The organism is uncultured Gemella sp., from assembly GCF_963525875.1.
Classification (GTDB): Bacteria; Bacillota; Bacilli; order Staphylococcales; family Gemellaceae; genus Gemella.
Genome location: NZ_CAURMG010000003.1, coordinates 52,323 through 67,588 on the forward strand (window position 1 = coordinate 52,323; position 15,266 = coordinate 67,588).

The window sequence follows — 15,266 nt, forward strand, 5'->3', positions numbered from 1 at the left end:
GTAAATACTTTTATATGTACAATAATTATACTTTTAGTATTTGTTTTTGTCAAACATCGGTGTAGAAAAAAAAGATGAAATTATACTAGAAATAACTTAAGTTAAAAGAAGTATAATTTCACCTTGGAATATTTTAATATGAATGGCAAGCAATACCATGTGGTTCTAAGTGTACTAAAGTTTCACAATAATAGAATTCTTTAGATAATGCTTTTTCGATTTTCACGGTAATGTCGTGACTTTGTTTAACATTTAATGATGGTTCGACAGTAACGGTAATATCTATAAAGTATAGTAAGCCATGAGTTCTACCTTTCGTATCTACTATTGATGTTACACCTTTAATATCATTTACAATATCGTTAACTTTATCTATTACCTCTGTATCTACTCCATCTGTAAGAACATGTGTAGATTCCTTGAAAATACTAATTGCTGTGTAAATAATAAGTAATCCAACTATAATTGCGACTACTGAATCAGCGATAGGAAGACCAATGTATGTAGCGATGATTCCGATTAGTGTTCCGATAGAAACAAAAGCATCGCTTAGATTATCAAGAGCTGCAGCTTTTAGGGATTTACTCCCGATTTTCTTAGCTAGGCGAATATTATAGAAATATACACCAAGCATAATTACACTAGCTATAAATGCTACAACTGCAGATAGTATGCTAGGTTGTTCAATTGTTCCTGAGGTGATTTTTTTTATCGCGTACATTACCACTTCAATGCCTGCGTACAGCATAATAAATGAAGCTATTAATGTAGATATAAGCTCGGCTCGAAAGTGACCGTATAGGTGGTCTTCATCTGCTGGTTTTCTAGAAATTTTTAAACCTATTAGAACACATACTGATGAAATTACATCGGTAGCGTTGTTAATACCATCGGCAACAAGAGCTGATGATTTAAAGAATATACCCGCTCCAAGTTTTAAAACAGTCAGCAACAAATATGATAGAATACTAAGTTTTGCACCTTGTTCGGCACGTTTTAATTTATCGAAAATTGAGTTATTCATGGCTTCTCTCCTAAAATAATGTTTTATTATTATAACAGCTTTAAAAAAATTATTCAAGAGAAAAAATGTTATTTTTAAATTAAAATTATTTCACTTAGGTGAACTTTAACGAAGGAACACCCGACTAAATCTCTAGTCGGGTAGCTTTATTATATCTTTTTAGAGTAGTATTTTTTGAAAGTAAAAAAAATGTATATGTAAGAAAGTGCACTAAAAATTCCATAGATGTATAAGAAGTTAGTTGATATTGTTACTTCTAAAGAAAGGTATTCTGGAATTATTTTTAATTTATCTAGAATAGGTATTAGAAAAAATGACAATTCAAATATAATTAGTGATAATATATAAATAAATCACTTATTTTTATCTGTTTTTTTATAAATTAGTAGGTATAAGCAAATTAATGATCCTAATACCAATAATGTTATAGATAATATTGTTAAAATTTGTTGGATAGTTCTAGAAAATATAGAAGGTGCTAAAGAACTAATAATCAAAATTAAAAGATAAACTAGAGAGAATCTAAATATTTTCATTTTGTTTTCTTTTGGTAGTTCTGCAATTATTGATGAAGATAATTTATCTATGTCATTTCCGAAGACATCCGTGAAATTTTTACTTTGTTTTTGATATAAAGTTAAATCTTGTAATATTTCAAGTAGTTGGATTTCTAATTCTGATTCTTTTTTTGTAGTATTTTTCATCCGACAAGCAACTAAAAGTTCTTCATAATACTTCTTATTATCTTCATTAAGTTGTGATCTAAGTCCGTTATTTTGTTTTATTAAATCAGCGATGTTCATAATAATTCCTCCCTGTTGACGTTATTTATTTTCTAAAATTTTTGTTATTGTAGTACTTATATTTCCCCATACATTCTTAAATGAGTTTATATACTCTTCACCATTTTTGGTAATTGAATAATATTTTCTAGGAGGTCCAGAGTTACTCTCCTTTAAATAGCTAGTGACCATATTTTCCTTTTCTAATTTTAAAAGTAGAGGATAGATAGTACCTTGCGCAACCATATCAAGTCCATAATTTGAAAGTTGCTCAGTTATTTCGTAGCCGTACATTTCTTTATTTTTTATTAGTTGTAAAATACATGCTTCTAATGTACCTTTTAGTATTTGGGAAGTGTTTATCTCCATTCTGTGCCTCTTTTCTTTGAATATCTAGTCGTGATTAGCTAAGTGAGAGATGTTCTTGATAAAACTATTTTAGAAATAATTTTCAGCTTTAGTTTTTACTATCTTGTTATACATAATAGTACCATATCAGAGGTATCTTGTAAAGCAAAACAGTGATGTGTAAGATTATAAATTAAATGTAAAAAATTAGCTGTATAAAAAGTAAGTGAGGATAATATATGGAAAAGTTTATCTTAAATTATCGTGTTTTTATTGAATTGAATGATTTACTGTTATAGAAATGATATAATATAATAAAAAACAAAGGAGTATAAGTATGTCTACGATAACTTTTTCAATTTGGAGATTAATAAAAGAAAATAAAAACTCAGGATTAAGATGGGAGTATCCAAATAAAGAAGATTTCCCAGAAGAGTTAGATAAAGATCTAGATTCACCAAAAGGAATGGAACATGTATTAGTAAGAAAAGAAGGGGATGGTGTGTTTTTCGCTATTGAATCAGGCAGTGCAGAACCTAGAGATGATTTTGTTATAGATATAAACTCAAAAGAGAAAAGAGAAAACCCTAGAAAAGAAACAGAAATCGAATTGCTAAAACAATTATTTGTGTATTATGATTTTAAAACGAATTTATTGTATTTATCAGATATACGATTTAGAAAACACTTTGAAGACATTATACATAAAATTATAGGAAATAATTATATACTGAAAGGTATTTATAAGGAGAAAGCTAACTTTTTAGAAATTATTAAAACAGTTGAGGAAATTAAATTTGTAACACAAAATGATCTTTTTTCAGCGGATTCCCAAAAAAAGACTGCCTTAGTAGATTTAACTGGAGTAACAGATGATATAGATTTAACATTAGATATAAAAACAAACTCACATAGATTTCGTCCTCTAAAATTTTTAAAAGAACTAATGGAGGAAGAAGATAAGTATGCTCTTAGTGGATTGTTAATACGAGGTAAAGACGATAAAGGACTTGAATGTATTTATAATCAAGAAAATTTTATTAGAAAAATAAATATTAGTGCAGAAAAAATTTCAGGTAAGTTTGATGTGGAGGATGTTAGAAAAAATATTCAAAGAGAGATTAAGGAGCTTGCTAATGATAGAGCTAAGTAAAAAGGATAGAAATGTATCTTTCATTGTAGTAGTTGTATGTTTATTAGTATCTTATTTTTCAAGGAGTTTTTTTTATATAAAAACTGAATCCATAATTACAATACTGACAGTTATTATTGGTTTTATTTTATCAGCAATTGCGATAATATTTTCTTCTTCGTTGAGAATTCTGCTATATGATCAGAAATATAAGGGTTATGAATCGCTTTGGCACAGGTTGATTTCAATTTGCTATTATACTTTTATATTCAATTTATTTTTCGTGGCCTCAATTGCAATACTACCAGCAGCTTTTCCAAATTGGATTATTATGGGTTTTTTTATTAATTCAATTGTTGAGTTAATATTCGTAATACATATATTATTTAGATTATTATCCGTTGAGATAGTTTAATAAAAAATTTACTAAGTAATTTTTAGTAACTTCTATGTAGGAAAAAAGTAAAAAATAAAAAAGACAAGGCTTAAAAACCTTGTCTTAATCATTATACCAGCAGCCGGGGTCGAACCGGCACGATGTTGCCATCGCTGGATTTTGAGTCCAGTGCGTCTGCCAATTCCGCCATGCTGGCATATGTATATAATAACATACAAAAAATACTTTGTCAATTTCAGTACAAGGTATAGATTAGGAGTTCTAGGTAACAATTTTAGATAAATAACAGAGATTTTAAATGAATTTTACTTATATTTTAGTTTTAAGTTGTATAATATAATGGTAAATCTACGAAAAGAAATATTTTTCGAGTGTATTATTATATAATTTATTTTAACTAATCAAATAAAAAATGTAAGGGTATAGCAAATGAGTTATATCTACAGAAGTAGTCGGTTGTGAAAAATATTATAAACAAGTGTTTTCAGTTGACAAATTAAAATATTTTTTTCAATAGTATATTGTAAAACGATAATATATGTAGTATAATAATATAGTATATAGAATTATAAAAATATTAATGTTATTTTTATAAAGGAGTGTGAGTGCTGGTGGTAGTTACATTGTTTACATCGCCAAGTTGTACTTCTTGTAGAAAAGCTAAAGCTTGGCTTATAGAAAATGATATAGACTTTGTGGAAAGAAATATCTTTTCAGAAGCTCTGACAACGGATGAAATTAAGGATATTTTATCTATTACGGAGCATGGAACTGAAGATATTATTTCGTTTAGATCAAAAACTTTTCAAAAATTGAATTTGGATATTGAAAGCATGTCGATTCAAGAATTGTATAAAGTTATTCAAGATAATCCAGGAATGCTTAGAAGACCTATCATTGTTGATGATAAGAGATTACAAGTAGGGTATAATGAAGATGAAATAAGAAGATTTCTTCCAAAGGAAATAAGAGTAAATCAATTAAAACAAATAAAAAATATGGTTAAGTAAGTACACCCTGATACTACTTTTACCGATTAATTTAAAGGTTGATATTAGGTATCAGCCTTTTTTTATGAGATGATACTTAGTAACAATACTGTAAGGTGTTAGATAAAATGAAAGAAAGAGGTACTTGATGGAAAGAGAAGATATTAAATTTATTACTGGAGAAATCCATTTCTTAGAGTTAGTGGAAAAGAAAAGTTCATCATTGGTATTTAAAGGACCAAATGATGAGGAAATTAGCTGTAACGAGTCAGACGTTGAGAGTTTAGATGATTACGAAATTGGAGAAGAGTATTCGATGTTCGTATATCCTTCACGTAGTGGAAAATTATTTGCTACACCAAATATTCCAGAAGTAACGTATGGTGACTATGCTTTTAGTAAGGTTGTAAAAGTTGAAGAAGATAGAGTAGGTCTTGATATTGGATTTTCTCGTGAAATTCCACTTCTTGGAGAGGATTTACCGAAGTTAAAAAGTGTTTGGCCTAAAGAGGGTGACGAGTTATTTATTACCCTGCGTCGTGACTTTAGTGGGCAACTTTTTGCGCGTTTAGCAACTGAAACTATCGTAGCATCACTTTACTCTAAAGCTACTAAGAGTATGAAAAACAAGGATATCGAAGCATATCCATATCGCTTGATGAGAGTCGGAACCTTTTTATTAACAAAAGATGGTTATAAAGTTTTTGTTCATGAAAGTGAACGTGAGAAAGAGCCGCGTTTAGGAGAAAAAGTTACACTTCGTGTTATAGGAATCAAAGATAATGGAGAAATCAATGGTTCATTTTTACCACGCGCGCACGAGAGAATGGATAGTGACGGTCAAGCTATAATGGACTATATTGAAAACAATGGTTATTGTGAATTTACTGATAAATCAGACCCAGAAGAAATTAAAGCTGTGTTTGGAATGAGTAAAGGAAGCTTTAAACGTGCTGTAGGAAGATTATTCAAGAATAAATTAATCATGATTGAAGAAGATGGATTATACAAGCGTAAAGGAAGATAAGACTATGAAAAAAATAAAATTAGATAAAAATGCATTATTAGGTGGAATTGTTTTAGAAAATGATAGATATCAAGTTGTACATATGAATCTAAAAACTGGGAATCAAACAGATTCGTATAGTAATGATAAAAACATTTTATTATTAAATATTAGTGGGAAAATTACAGTTTCTTTTGAAGAACAAGTAGAACCTGTAAATGAATTTGAACTATTAGAAATTCCAGCAGGGATAGAGCATGTTATTACATGTCTACAAGATGCACAGATTTTTGTAGTAAAACTATAATTTACATGAGTGGCTTAAATGGAATATCTTTTTAGGCCACTATTATTAATTATTGAGTAGAGGAATACCATGGAAGTACAATTTTTAGGAACAGGAGCTGGGCTTCCTGCAAAGTTTAGAAATACACAGAGCTTTGTGTTTAATTTCATGCAAGAACTTAAAGAATGTTGGATGTTTGATTGCGGAGAAGCTACTCAACACCAGATTTTAAGAACAAATATTAAGCCTACTAAAATAACTAGAATCTTCATAAGTCATCTTCATGCCGATCACGTTCTTGGGTTAATAGGATTTTTATCATCTAGAAGCTTTCTTTTGGATACAAATGCTTCGAAAATTACGATATATGGACCAGTTGGAATAAAGAACTTTATAGAGAACAACTTAATGTTCACACATTGTTCACTTTCTTATAGCGTGGAATATATTGAAATTTCTAGTGAACAGTGTATAATAGATAATAAAACTGTAACTGTTTTTAGCTATCCGTTAACTCATAATGTGGAATGTTTTGGATATAAAATAATATTCAAAAAACAAAAGGGCAGCCTAGATGCAGATAAATTGAGGGGATTAGGTATTATGCCCGGTCCATTTTATAGAGAAATTAAAGAATCAGATACTTTTGAATTTAATGGAACAGTCTATAATTCTAGTGATTTTTTATCTGAAGATAAACCGGAAAAAGAGATTGTGGTTATACCGGATACTAGGTATTTTAACGAATTGGCAGATTTTGTTAAAAACAGTAATATAATTATTACAGAGTGCACATATTTGCTTAAGGAAGATGCACATCATGCAAGAAAAAATTATCACTTGAGTATAGTGGATATTGAAAAGATGATTGCAGAAAGTAAAGTTGAAAGTTTATTCTTGACACATATTAGTGCTAGATATGATAAAAATATAGAAAATAGCGCTATAGAATCGCTAAGCGGTGTATGTAATGTAAGAATTGCGCATGATTTAGAAGAATTTAGTTTGTAAAAATTTGGAGGAAATTATGAAAAAAGATTTAGAAGAAAAAACTATTGAAGTTGAAAAAATATTCAAAGGAAAAGTACTTGATGTTGAAGTGCATACTGTAACTTTACCTAACGGAGAAACTTCAAAACGTGAACTGATAAATCATAGAGGAGCAGTAGCAATACTTGCGATAACAAAAGATAACGAAGTAGTTTTTGTAGAACAATACCGAAAAGCGATAGAGGCAGTAACTTTAGAAATTCCTGCAGGTAAATTAGAACCTGGAGAAGATAATAAAAAATTATCTGCTGTAAGAGAGTTACATGAAGAAACAGGGTACGCTGTAGAAGAAGATAGACTGGAGAAATTATGTGATGTTCACGTTGCTTTAGGATATAGTTCTGAGTTAATTACAATTTATTATGTAGATAATTTAGAATATCCTGGTGAACAAAATCCAGATGAAGATGAGTTTATTAATTTAAGAAAATACAATATTGAAGATGCATTTAAGCTTCTAGATGATAATGTTATAACTGATAGTAAGACTATGCTTGCATTAGCTTACTTAAAAAATAGGAAAGGCGCGAAATAGTATATGAATATTTATGATGAAATAATTAAAATAATTCAAAAATCTCCTTATAAGTTGACACCGCAAAGGGAGAAAATTGTTGAAATATTAGTAGATAACGATGATCAGCACCTTAGTGCAGAGGAATTATATTTTATTTTAAAAGAAAAAACACCTGATATTGGTATAGCTACTGTTTATAGAACGTTAGATATTTTTTATGAATTAAAGATTTTAGAGAAAATTTCTTTCAGCAATGGTGTTTCTAAATATCATTTAAGACAATCTGTAGATGATGAACTTCACCATCATTTAATATGCACTAATTGTAATAACATAGAGAAAGTATCTAATCCTATATTTAATAAACTTATTGAATATATGAAAAAAGAATACTCATTTGAGGTTCAAGATAACTCTTTATCATTTTATGGAACGTGTGCTAAGTGCAAGGATAAAGGTGAAAATTAATGCTTTTTGATAAATTAGAGAAGATATTATTACTAATCTCTAGTGTTGTTTACATAGTTTATATAGGTTTTGTTGGTGGAATGATAAACTTATTTAGGGAGTATGTCGGAAATGAGTACTTAAGAAATAAGATAGTGGATCAAATTCGCGAACAAACACGTTTAACTCAGGACAGTGCAAACGTATCGACAAAGGATATGCACTTTGTTTTCCAAGTAATGGGGCAATTAGCGTGGTTGTATTTTGCACTATTAGTAGTATTATTTTTATTATTACTTTTTGTGATTTTCAAAAAGGGGATAAATCACAACATAGTGGCATTTCTATTTTTAGTTTATAGTATTTTACTATTAATCTTCAGCTTAGGAATATTATTTATTAGCTGTATAATATACTTCTTCCTAGGTATAAGAATAATATTAATTAGGAATTCGGAAAAGTATAAAATTTAGTTTTCGGAGAAATTTAGTTTCTTCGAAAACTTTTTTTATAAAATTTTTATAAAAATATCATTATGTTGAAGTAATCGAATAGTAAAATATTGGAATTCATAAAAATATTAAGTCTATTAAATGATAATCTAGAAATAAGCTTATAGTTAACTGAAGTATAAATTAAATATAATTTATGGAGATACTAGATGTCTATCACATGCTAATTAATAACTATAAGTGAAAAAAATTCTATACTTATTTAGAGTTTTCTTAATAAATATTAGTTTGCAAAAAATAAGTAAAGCTAATATAATTCTTAGTATAGTTTATTTTTTAGGAGGTCTTATGAAAAATAAAGTTATTAAGATATTAAAGAGACTAATGATAGTGATAGTGTCTGTTCTCTTGTTAGTAGGAGGATATGGATATTATTTTGTTCATAAATCTTTACCAAAAGTTGAAGGCAAGGCAGAATTAAATATTTTAGAAAAAAGCGTAAAAGTGTCACGAGATAAAAATGGGATTCCAACAGTTGAAGCAGAAAATGATAGTGATCTATATAAAGCTCAGGGGTATATTCATGCTCAAGATAGATTGTTTCAAATGGATTTAGCTCGTAGACAGGCGAGCGGAAGATTATCGGAAGTTGTTGGAGAAGCGGCACTAGAAAATGATAAAAAGTTTTTAGTGTTTTCTTTAAGAAAAGCAGCAGAAGCTTCTTATAATGATTACTCAGCAGAAGCTAAAAAAATATTAGAAAGTTATGCTCAAGGTGTTAATGCCTATATCGAAGAAGCGAAGAAAGAGGGTAAATTACCGTATGAATTTTCTTTATTAGGATATTCTCCTGAGAACTGGTCACCTATTGATTCGCTAACGGTAGGTAAATATATGGCGTATGATTTAGGTGGGCATTGGGATCACTTAGGTTTTAATAACTGGATTTTAAATAATTTAGGAGAAGAAAATCTAAAACAACTATTACCGGAGAGTTTCTCGAAAAATAAAAATAATGACGAAATTATAAAAGCTAATCTAGGTCTAGATGTTAGTATTGATAAAAATACGGCAAAAGTAGAGAGACCACCGATGGGAAACGGTAGTAATGATTGGGTTATTTCTGGAAAGAAAACTAAGTCAGGTAAACCATTGTTGGCAGATGATCCACACTTAGGGTTAGGTACTCCTTCTGTCTGGTATCAAATGTCACTTTCAACACCAAATAACAAAGTTTCAGGAGTCATTTTCCCAGGAGTACCGGGTATCATACTTGGTCATAATGAACATATAGCATGGGGAGTAACTAACTTTGGACCAGACGTTCAAGATTTATACATTGAAAAAAGACAAGAGAATAATCCATATAAATTCAAATATGATAATGAGTACTATGATGCAAAAGTTGATAAGTATTCAATAAAAGTAAAAGGGAAAGAAGCTGTTGATTTTGAGGTTGTTAATACGAAACATGGTCCGATAATTGATCAACTATTGAAACCATTAGGAAATAAAGATACAAGTTTTTCAATGCAGTGGACAGCATTAGAATCAACACAAGAACTAGAAGCTATCTTAAATATTGATAAAGCTAAAAATTGGCAGGAGTTTGAAAAGTCATTAGAAAAATTCAAAGCACCAGCTCAAAATTTTGTTTTTGCCGATAATGAAGGAAACATAGCTTATAAGTCAAATGGGAATGTACCGATTAGGAAAAAAGGTGATGGTAATCTTCCTGTTCCAGGATATAGTAGTGATTATGGATGGAGTGGATATATATCTTATGATAAATTACCAAAACTTGTTAATCCAGAAGAAGGGTTCATAGCAACGGCAAATACTGAAACTGTAAAAACTGATTATCACACATCAAATGTTTGGGCACAGCCATATAGAAAAGCTCGTATAGATGAAGTATTATCAAAAAGAAATAACTTGACTGCTGATGATATGAAGAATCTTCAAATGGATACAAAAAATCTTTATGCACAAGAATTTTTACCTAACTTCTTGAAAAATATAAATGTTGATAAAATTTCTAAAAAAGAAATGGTTGATAAACTAAAATCATGGAATAATGTAGATGAGAAAGATGAAGCAGCTCCTTTAATTTTCGACCTGTGGATGAAAAAAATCCAATCTTATATACTAAAAGACAAGATGGATGCAGATGTTTACAAATTTATGCCTCATAAAGAGAGTTATGTAGATAAGGTACTTAGAGATAGTTTAAACGGTAAAAAAGTAAATCTTATTGAGGAGAAAAATGGACTGCAAGAAGTATTAACAAACAGTTTAAATGAAACTATAACTGAATTAGAAGGTAAATATGGGAATGACGTATCTAAATGGAAGTGGGGAAAAGCTCATACATTAGGATTCAGGCATCCATTATCTAAATCATCTGCATTGTTAGCATATTTCTTAAATCCCAAAGAATATCCTATTTCAGGTTCTAAAGTTACAGTTCAAGCAGCTAGACAAAACGATGAGGGATTAGTTAATCATGGTGCGTCATGGAGATTTGTTTATGACTTTGAGACTAAAACAGGACATCATATTGTTGGACCTGGTCAAAGTGGACACTTCTTAAGTGATAATTATAATGATCAAATTGAAAAATGGGTAAAAGGAGAATATACGAGTGAATCTATAGGAAATATTCCTAAGGATAAAGTATTGGAACTAGTACCTAAAAAATAATAAAAATAATGGAAAGTAAAAGTGTTTCTTGTTACTTTCCATATTTTAATAGAAAAAAATATAGAATACTATAAAAAAATTTAAAAAATGAAAAAAATCTGATATAATAAGGGTAACAAGTAGGGCTGTGGTTTGAATAAGGAATACGCTCTGAAAAGAGAAATGGCGGTGCGACTCCGTCCGACTACTTGGTATGACATCTATTTAATAGGTGTCTTTTTTATTTAATTAATAACAAAATAATAAACATCATGTTATAATTAGAATATAGTACTAAATATGTAGAGTAAGTAGGAGAAAAAATGAACATTAGAGAAAATTTTGAGACAATAACAAAAGAAATAGCTGAAACTTGTGAAAAAGTAGAAAGAAATGTTGATGAAGTGAAATTAATAGCTGTAACTAAATATGTTAGTGATGCTAGAGTTGAAGAAGCTATAGAAGCGGGGATTACAGATTTTGCTGAGAATCGTCCTCAGAATTATGTTGAGAGAAAAAGTAAATATACTGATAATACTTGGCATTTAATAGGAAGTTTACAAACTAGAAAAGTACGTGATGTAATTAATGAGGTTGATTATTTCCATGCTTTAGATAGAGATAGCTTAGCTAAAGAAATCGAAAAACGTGCAGAAAATGAAATCAAATGTTTTGTACAGGTGAATGTTTCTGGAGAAGAGAGTAAGCATGGTTTAACTTCAGAACAAGCTATTGATTTTATAAAAGCGTTGGAGCAATATTCAAAAATAAAAGTTGTCGGGCTTATGACGATGGCACCTTTTGTAGATGATGAAGAAATCCTGCGTAATTGTTTTAAAAAATTAAGAAAACTACGAGATGAAGTAAAAGCACTTGAATTACCATATGCACCATGTGAATTTTTATCTATGGGTATGAGCAATGATTATAAAATTGCAATTGAAGAAGGTGCGACTCACATAAGGGTTGGTACAGCATTAGTAGGGTGCGAATTAAAATAAAAAATTAAGGAGGGGCAGTATGCAAAGAGTATTAAGTGTTGACGGCTTAGTAGTTATAATAAAATATAGAAAAAGTATGAAAAACATTTATTTAAAAGTTGAGAAAAATGCCGATGTGGTAGTAAGTGCCCCTCCGAGAACTCCTAATTATATCATAAAAAAATTGGTTCAAGAAAATATTGATGAGATAAGAGAAAGAAGAAAAAATATATTAAAAAATGGGCATACGGTAAAGTACTTTGTGACTGGTGAAAAGCATTTTATCTTCGGAAGAGAGTTTGAATTAGAGGTAAGGTTAGGAATAAAGAATGCAGTAAGTCTTTCTAATGAAAAGATAGTATTAGTCATTAAGGATAAGGTGCAAAATAGAGAACAGATTGTTACAAGTTATCTAAGAAAAGTTCTTTATGACAAGGCTTTAGAGTTTATTAATAAACACGAAAAAATTATAGGTGTCCATACAGAACAACTTAGGATTAAAAAAATGAAAACGCGTTGGGGAACGTGTAATATCGGAGCTAAAAGAATCTGGATAAACTACGAACTAGTAAAATATCCGATTGAATGCTTAGAGCATATAGTGGTTCATGAACTTACTCATCTACTAGAAACAAATCATACACCTAGATTTTATGAATTATTAGGAAAATATTACCCTAACTTTAGAGGAAATGACAAACTAATAAAAGAATTTAGTAAAAAATTAGTTGGTAGATAGATAAAAGAATAAGTATTACAATTTTTTTGAATTTTAACATTAATTAGTAAGAGTTTAAATATTTATTAGAAGCTATATAACTTACTCTTAAAAACAACAATTTAAAAGTGTAACGATTGACTTTTTACGCTATTTACTATATAATTAATCAAGAGTTTTTAGTATTTTTATACTAACATTTTTGATGATACTTAAAAGTATTTTTGGAGGAAAAATAAATGTCACAAATTTTAAATAAAGAAGATGGAAAAGTAGTTATCGCTTTTTCAGCAACAAAAGAAGAATTTGCGAAAGGATTAGACCAAGCATTCAAACGTGCAGTTAAACGTGTTAACGCACCTGGATTCAGAAAAGGTAAATTACCAAGAGCCGTATTTAACAAAATGTACGGAGAAGAAGCATTATACCAAGATGCAATTGATTATGTATTACCAAGAGCTTACACTAAAGCTATCGACGAATTAGAAGTTTCACCATTGGCTATGCCTGATATCGATGTTAAAGAAATCAGCAAAGAAGAAGGTGTTAAATTCGAAGCAGTTGTTACTGTTAAACCAAACGTTGAATTAGGTGAATACAAAAACCTTGGATTAGAAAAAGACTCAGTAGAAGTAACTGATGCTGATGTAGAAGAAAGATTAGATAGCTTATTAAGCCGTCAAGCTGAATGGCAAATCAAAGAGGGAGAATCTAAAAAAGGTGATATCGTAGTTATCGACTTTAAAGGATTCATCGGAGACGAAGCTTTTGAAGGTGGAGAAGCTAAAGGTTACGAATTAGAATTAGGATCAGGTTCATTCATCCCTGGATTCGAAGAACAATTAGAAGGGAAAGTTGCACCAGTTGATACAGAAGTTAACGTAACATTCCCAGAAAACTACCAAGTGACTGATCTTGCTGGTAAAGAAGCTAGATTCGAAGTTACAGTTCACGATGTAAAAGAAAAAGTTTTACCAGAATTAACTGACGAGTTCGTTAAAGAATTCTCTAAAGAAGCGGCTTCAACTGTAGCTGAATACAAAGAAAAATTAAAAGAAGAAATCAAATTAGAAAAAGAAAACTTAGCAGAAAAATCTTATTCTGATAAAGTAATTTCTACAGCTGTAGAAAATGCAAAACTTTCTGTACCAGAAAAATTAGTAGAACAAGAAGTTGATTCTATGTTTGAACAATTCACTGGAAACTTATCTCGTCAAGGATTATCATTTGATTTATACCAACAATTCACTGGAAAAGGTGAAGTTGAACTTAAGGCTGAAATGAAATCTGATGCAGAAAACAAAATCAAAACTTCATTCGTACTAGGTGAAATCGCTGAAGTAGAAAAAGTTGAAGTAACAGAAGCTGACATCGATGCAGAAGTTAAAGAACTTGCTACTATGTACAACATGACTGAAGAAGGAATCAAACAACGTATTAGCGTTGAAGACTTACGTGGTGAGTTAGTAATTCAAAAAACTGTTGATTTCTTAAAAGCTAACAACTAATTTTAGCAAATCATCCTTAAGCATATAGAGTGTCTAACATTCTATATGCTTTTTTTAATGATAATAAGGAGGTGGATTTATTTGAACGAATATATTAAAAGCCTAGAACAAGAATTCTCATTAATAATGAGTGGATTCAAGAAAGAAGAGAAAAGAGCGTTAGCAGATTATAAAAATAACGATAGAGTTTATATTAAGAAATTAGCTTTCTTATCCTATGAGTCTAAAGTATATCAAGTTAGAATGTACGGGGTATTTCTTTTCGGATATTTATCAGATGATAGTGATATTCTAACTTTTATGAGAGATGAAGTATCTAAAGATGATAATTGGAGAGTACAGGAGGTATTAGCAAAAGCATTTGATGAATATTGTAAAAATATAGGATATGAAAATACAATACCTGTAATAGATGAGTGGTTAGGTTCTGATAATCCAAATACTAGAAGAGCTGTCACAGAAGGATTACGAATATGGACTAGCAGATCGTATTTTAAAGAAAATCCACAAGAAGCAATAAAAAGACTAGCAGCATTAAAAGAAGATGCTAGTGAATATGTAAGAAAATCAGTAGGTAATGCACTAAGAGATATAAGTAGAAAATTTCCAGAACTAATAAAAGAAGAATTAAAAACTTGGAAATTAGAAGATAAGGAAATCAAACAAGTCTACAAATTAGCGAGTAGGATTATAATGGAGTAAGTATTTTTGAAATGTTAGAGTCAAATTATTACGGAAAATAAATTCCAAATCCTCCCCTTAAAATCAATTGACAAGAAGAAAATAGATGTGTTAAAATGTAATTAAGTGAATTGGATGAATATATTCACATATAAACACGAAAAGCAACTGAACTGCGATTTCAGTTGCTTTTTTATATGTGTTAGCGTACTCATTTTAGTAGGCTAATATATATTCATACATGAAGTGATGCATGCACGTCGTGCC

At 29.7% G+C, this 15,266-nt stretch carries 17 protein-coding genes and 1 tRNA gene; 14 read left to right on the plus strand and 4 right to left on the minus strand.

The genetic code is table 11. From position 1 onward, the window contains the following. Positions 1 to 133: 133 nt before the first annotated feature. The 3 genes from RWQ73_RS01060 to RWQ73_RS01070 all read right to left on the minus strand — a co-directional run bounded on the left by RWQ73_RS01060 (position 134) and on the right by RWQ73_RS01070 (position 2,175). Positions 134 to 1,024, minus strand: coding sequence for a cation diffusion facilitator family transporter (locus RWQ73_RS01060; protein ID WP_314406289.1), 891 nt, complete (start codon positions 1,022 to 1,024; stop codon positions 134 to 136). Between the two features lie 353 nt (positions 1,025 to 1,377). Next, entirely contained in the window at positions 1,378 to 1,827 is a 450-nt protein-coding gene (locus RWQ73_RS01065; RefSeq protein WP_314406291.1) for a hypothetical protein, read from the minus strand. Between the two features lie 21 nt (positions 1,828 to 1,848). Then, positions 1,849 to 2,175, minus strand: a complete 327-nt coding sequence (locus tag RWQ73_RS01070; RefSeq protein ID WP_314406292.1) for a PadR family transcriptional regulator — start codon at positions 2,173 to 2,175, stop codon at positions 1,849 to 1,851. A 316-nt stretch (positions 2,176 to 2,491) separates the two neighbouring features. Here RWQ73_RS01070 and RWQ73_RS01075 point away from each other — a divergent pair, with 316 nt between their 5' ends. Both RWQ73_RS01075 and RWQ73_RS01080 read left to right on the plus strand, forming a co-directional pair. Next, complete coding sequence (locus tag RWQ73_RS01075) at positions 2,492 to 3,307, plus strand: hypothetical protein (protein ID WP_314406294.1); 816 nt, start codon at positions 2,492 to 2,494, stop codon at positions 3,305 to 3,307. After that, on the plus strand, positions 3,291 to 3,701 hold the full coding sequence (locus RWQ73_RS01080) for a hypothetical protein (RefSeq protein WP_314406295.1): 411 nt from the start codon (positions 3,291 to 3,293) through the stop codon (positions 3,699 to 3,701). The genes RWQ73_RS01075 and RWQ73_RS01080 overlap by 17 nt, the downstream gene beginning before the upstream one ends. Before the next feature lie 94 nt (positions 3,702 to 3,795). On the opposite strand, the gene RWQ73_RS01085 is transcribed toward RWQ73_RS01080, so the two are convergent. Next, positions 3,796 to 3,879: transfer RNA gene (locus tag RWQ73_RS01085), tRNA-Leu, on the minus strand. A 415-nt stretch (positions 3,880 to 4,294) separates the two neighbouring features. On the opposite strand from RWQ73_RS01085, the gene spxA reads away from it, so the two are divergent. The 12 genes from spxA to RWQ73_RS01145 all read left to right on the plus strand — a co-directional run bounded on the left by spxA (position 4,295) and on the right by RWQ73_RS01145 (position 15,020). Continuing rightward, complete coding sequence (gene spxA / locus RWQ73_RS01090) at positions 4,295 to 4,693, plus strand: transcriptional regulator SpxA (protein ID WP_172497960.1); 399 nt, start codon at positions 4,295 to 4,297, stop codon at positions 4,691 to 4,693. A 127-nt stretch (positions 4,694 to 4,820) separates the two neighbouring features. Further along, positions 4,821 to 5,699, plus strand: a complete 879-nt coding sequence (locus RWQ73_RS01095) for an RNA-binding protein (RefSeq protein WP_314406296.1) — start codon at positions 4,821 to 4,823, stop codon at positions 5,697 to 5,699. Positions 5,700 to 5,703: 4 nt separating this feature from the next. Further along, complete coding sequence (locus tag RWQ73_RS01100) at positions 5,704 to 5,985, plus strand: hypothetical protein (RefSeq protein ID WP_314406297.1); 282 nt, start codon at positions 5,704 to 5,706, stop codon at positions 5,983 to 5,985. Between the two features lie 69 nt (positions 5,986 to 6,054). After that, positions 6,055 to 6,975 (plus strand): ribonuclease Z, encoded by a 921-nt coding sequence (rnz, locus tag RWQ73_RS01105; protein ID WP_314406298.1) that lies wholly within the window; start codon positions 6,055 to 6,057, stop codon positions 6,973 to 6,975. 16 nt (positions 6,976 to 6,991) lie between these two features. Continuing rightward, complete coding sequence (locus tag RWQ73_RS01110; RefSeq protein ID WP_314406299.1) at positions 6,992 to 7,549, plus strand: NUDIX hydrolase; 558 nt, start codon at positions 6,992 to 6,994, stop codon at positions 7,547 to 7,549. A gap of 3 nt (positions 7,550 to 7,552) precedes the next feature. Beyond that, complete coding sequence (locus RWQ73_RS01115; RefSeq protein ID WP_314083745.1) at positions 7,553 to 7,999, plus strand: Fur family transcriptional regulator; 447 nt, start codon at positions 7,553 to 7,555, stop codon at positions 7,997 to 7,999. Continuing rightward, on the plus strand, positions 7,999 to 8,451 hold the full coding sequence (locus RWQ73_RS01120; protein WP_314406300.1) for a DUF4064 domain-containing protein: 453 nt from the start codon (positions 7,999 to 8,001) through the stop codon (positions 8,449 to 8,451). Before RWQ73_RS01115 ends, RWQ73_RS01120 begins: the two co-directional genes overlap by 1 nt. A 327-nt stretch (positions 8,452 to 8,778) precedes the next feature. Then, positions 8,779 to 11,133: a penicillin acylase family protein gene (locus RWQ73_RS01125; RefSeq protein ID WP_314406301.1), complete on the plus strand. Its 2,355-nt coding sequence runs from the start codon at positions 8,779 to 8,781 to the stop codon at positions 11,131 to 11,133. Between the two features lie 302 nt (positions 11,134 to 11,435). Further along, entirely contained in the window at positions 11,436 to 12,113 is a 678-nt protein-coding gene (locus RWQ73_RS01130) for a YggS family pyridoxal phosphate-dependent enzyme (RefSeq protein WP_314406302.1), read from the plus strand. Between the two features lie 19 nt (positions 12,114 to 12,132). Then, positions 12,133 to 12,831, plus strand: a complete 699-nt coding sequence (locus RWQ73_RS01135) for a SprT family zinc-dependent metalloprotease (RefSeq protein WP_314406303.1) — start codon at positions 12,133 to 12,135, stop codon at positions 12,829 to 12,831. A 218-nt stretch (positions 12,832 to 13,049) separates the two neighbouring features. Further along, positions 13,050 to 14,318: a trigger factor gene (gene tig / locus RWQ73_RS01140; protein WP_314406304.1), complete on the plus strand. Its 1,269-nt coding sequence runs from the start codon at positions 13,050 to 13,052 to the stop codon at positions 14,316 to 14,318. An 81-nt stretch (positions 14,319 to 14,399) separates the two neighbouring features. Then, positions 14,400 to 15,020, plus strand: a complete 621-nt coding sequence (locus tag RWQ73_RS01145; protein ID WP_314406305.1) for a DNA alkylation repair protein — start codon at positions 14,400 to 14,402, stop codon at positions 15,018 to 15,020. Positions 15,021 to 15,266: the final 246 nt, after the last annotated feature.

What these genes read in the sequence shown, in the direction of transcription:
- RWQ73_RS01095 (WP_314406296.1), top strand. Translation starts at nt 4,821, where the DNA reads ATGGAAAGAGAAGATATTAAATTTATTACTGGAGAAATCCATTTCTTA.
- RWQ73_RS01060 (WP_314406289.1), bottom strand. Translation starts at nt 1,024, where the DNA reads ATGAATAACTCAATTTTCGATAAATTAAAACGTGCCGAACAAGGTGCA.
- RWQ73_RS01075 (WP_314406294.1), top strand. Translation starts at nt 2,492, where the DNA reads ATGTCTACGATAACTTTTTCAATTTGGAGATTAATAAAAGAAAATAAA.
- RWQ73_RS01100 (WP_314406297.1), top strand. Translation starts at nt 5,704, where the DNA reads ATGAAAAAAATAAAATTAGATAAAAATGCATTATTAGGTGGAATTGTT.
- RWQ73_RS01115 (WP_314083745.1), top strand. Translation starts at nt 7,553, where the DNA reads ATGAATATTTATGATGAAATAATTAAAATAATTCAAAAATCTCCTTAT.
- tig (WP_314406304.1), top strand. Translation starts at nt 13,050, where the DNA reads ATGTCACAAATTTTAAATAAAGAAGATGGAAAAGTAGTTATCGCTTTT.
- RWQ73_RS01135 (WP_314406303.1), top strand. Translation starts at nt 12,133, where the DNA reads ATGCAAAGAGTATTAAGTGTTGACGGCTTAGTAGTTATAATAAAATAT.
- RWQ73_RS01110 (WP_314406299.1), top strand. Translation starts at nt 6,992, where the DNA reads ATGAAAAAAGATTTAGAAGAAAAAACTATTGAAGTTGAAAAAATATTC.
- RWQ73_RS01065 (WP_314406291.1), bottom strand. Translation starts at nt 1,827, where the DNA reads ATGAACATCGCTGATTTAATAAAACAAAATAACGGACTTAGATCACAA.
- RWQ73_RS01125 (WP_314406301.1), top strand. Translation starts at nt 8,779, where the DNA reads ATGAAAAATAAAGTTATTAAGATATTAAAGAGACTAATGATAGTGATA.
- RWQ73_RS01080 (WP_314406295.1), top strand. Translation starts at nt 3,291, where the DNA reads ATGATAGAGCTAAGTAAAAAGGATAGAAATGTATCTTTCATTGTAGTA.
- RWQ73_RS01070 (WP_314406292.1), bottom strand. Translation starts at nt 2,175, where the DNA reads ATGGAGATAAACACTTCCCAAATACTAAAAGGTACATTAGAAGCATGT.
- RWQ73_RS01130 (WP_314406302.1), top strand. Translation starts at nt 11,436, where the DNA reads ATGAACATTAGAGAAAATTTTGAGACAATAACAAAAGAAATAGCTGAA.
- rnz (WP_314406298.1), top strand. Translation starts at nt 6,055, where the DNA reads ATGGAAGTACAATTTTTAGGAACAGGAGCTGGGCTTCCTGCAAAGTTT.
- RWQ73_RS01120 (WP_314406300.1), top strand. Translation starts at nt 7,999, where the DNA reads ATGCTTTTTGATAAATTAGAGAAGATATTATTACTAATCTCTAGTGTT.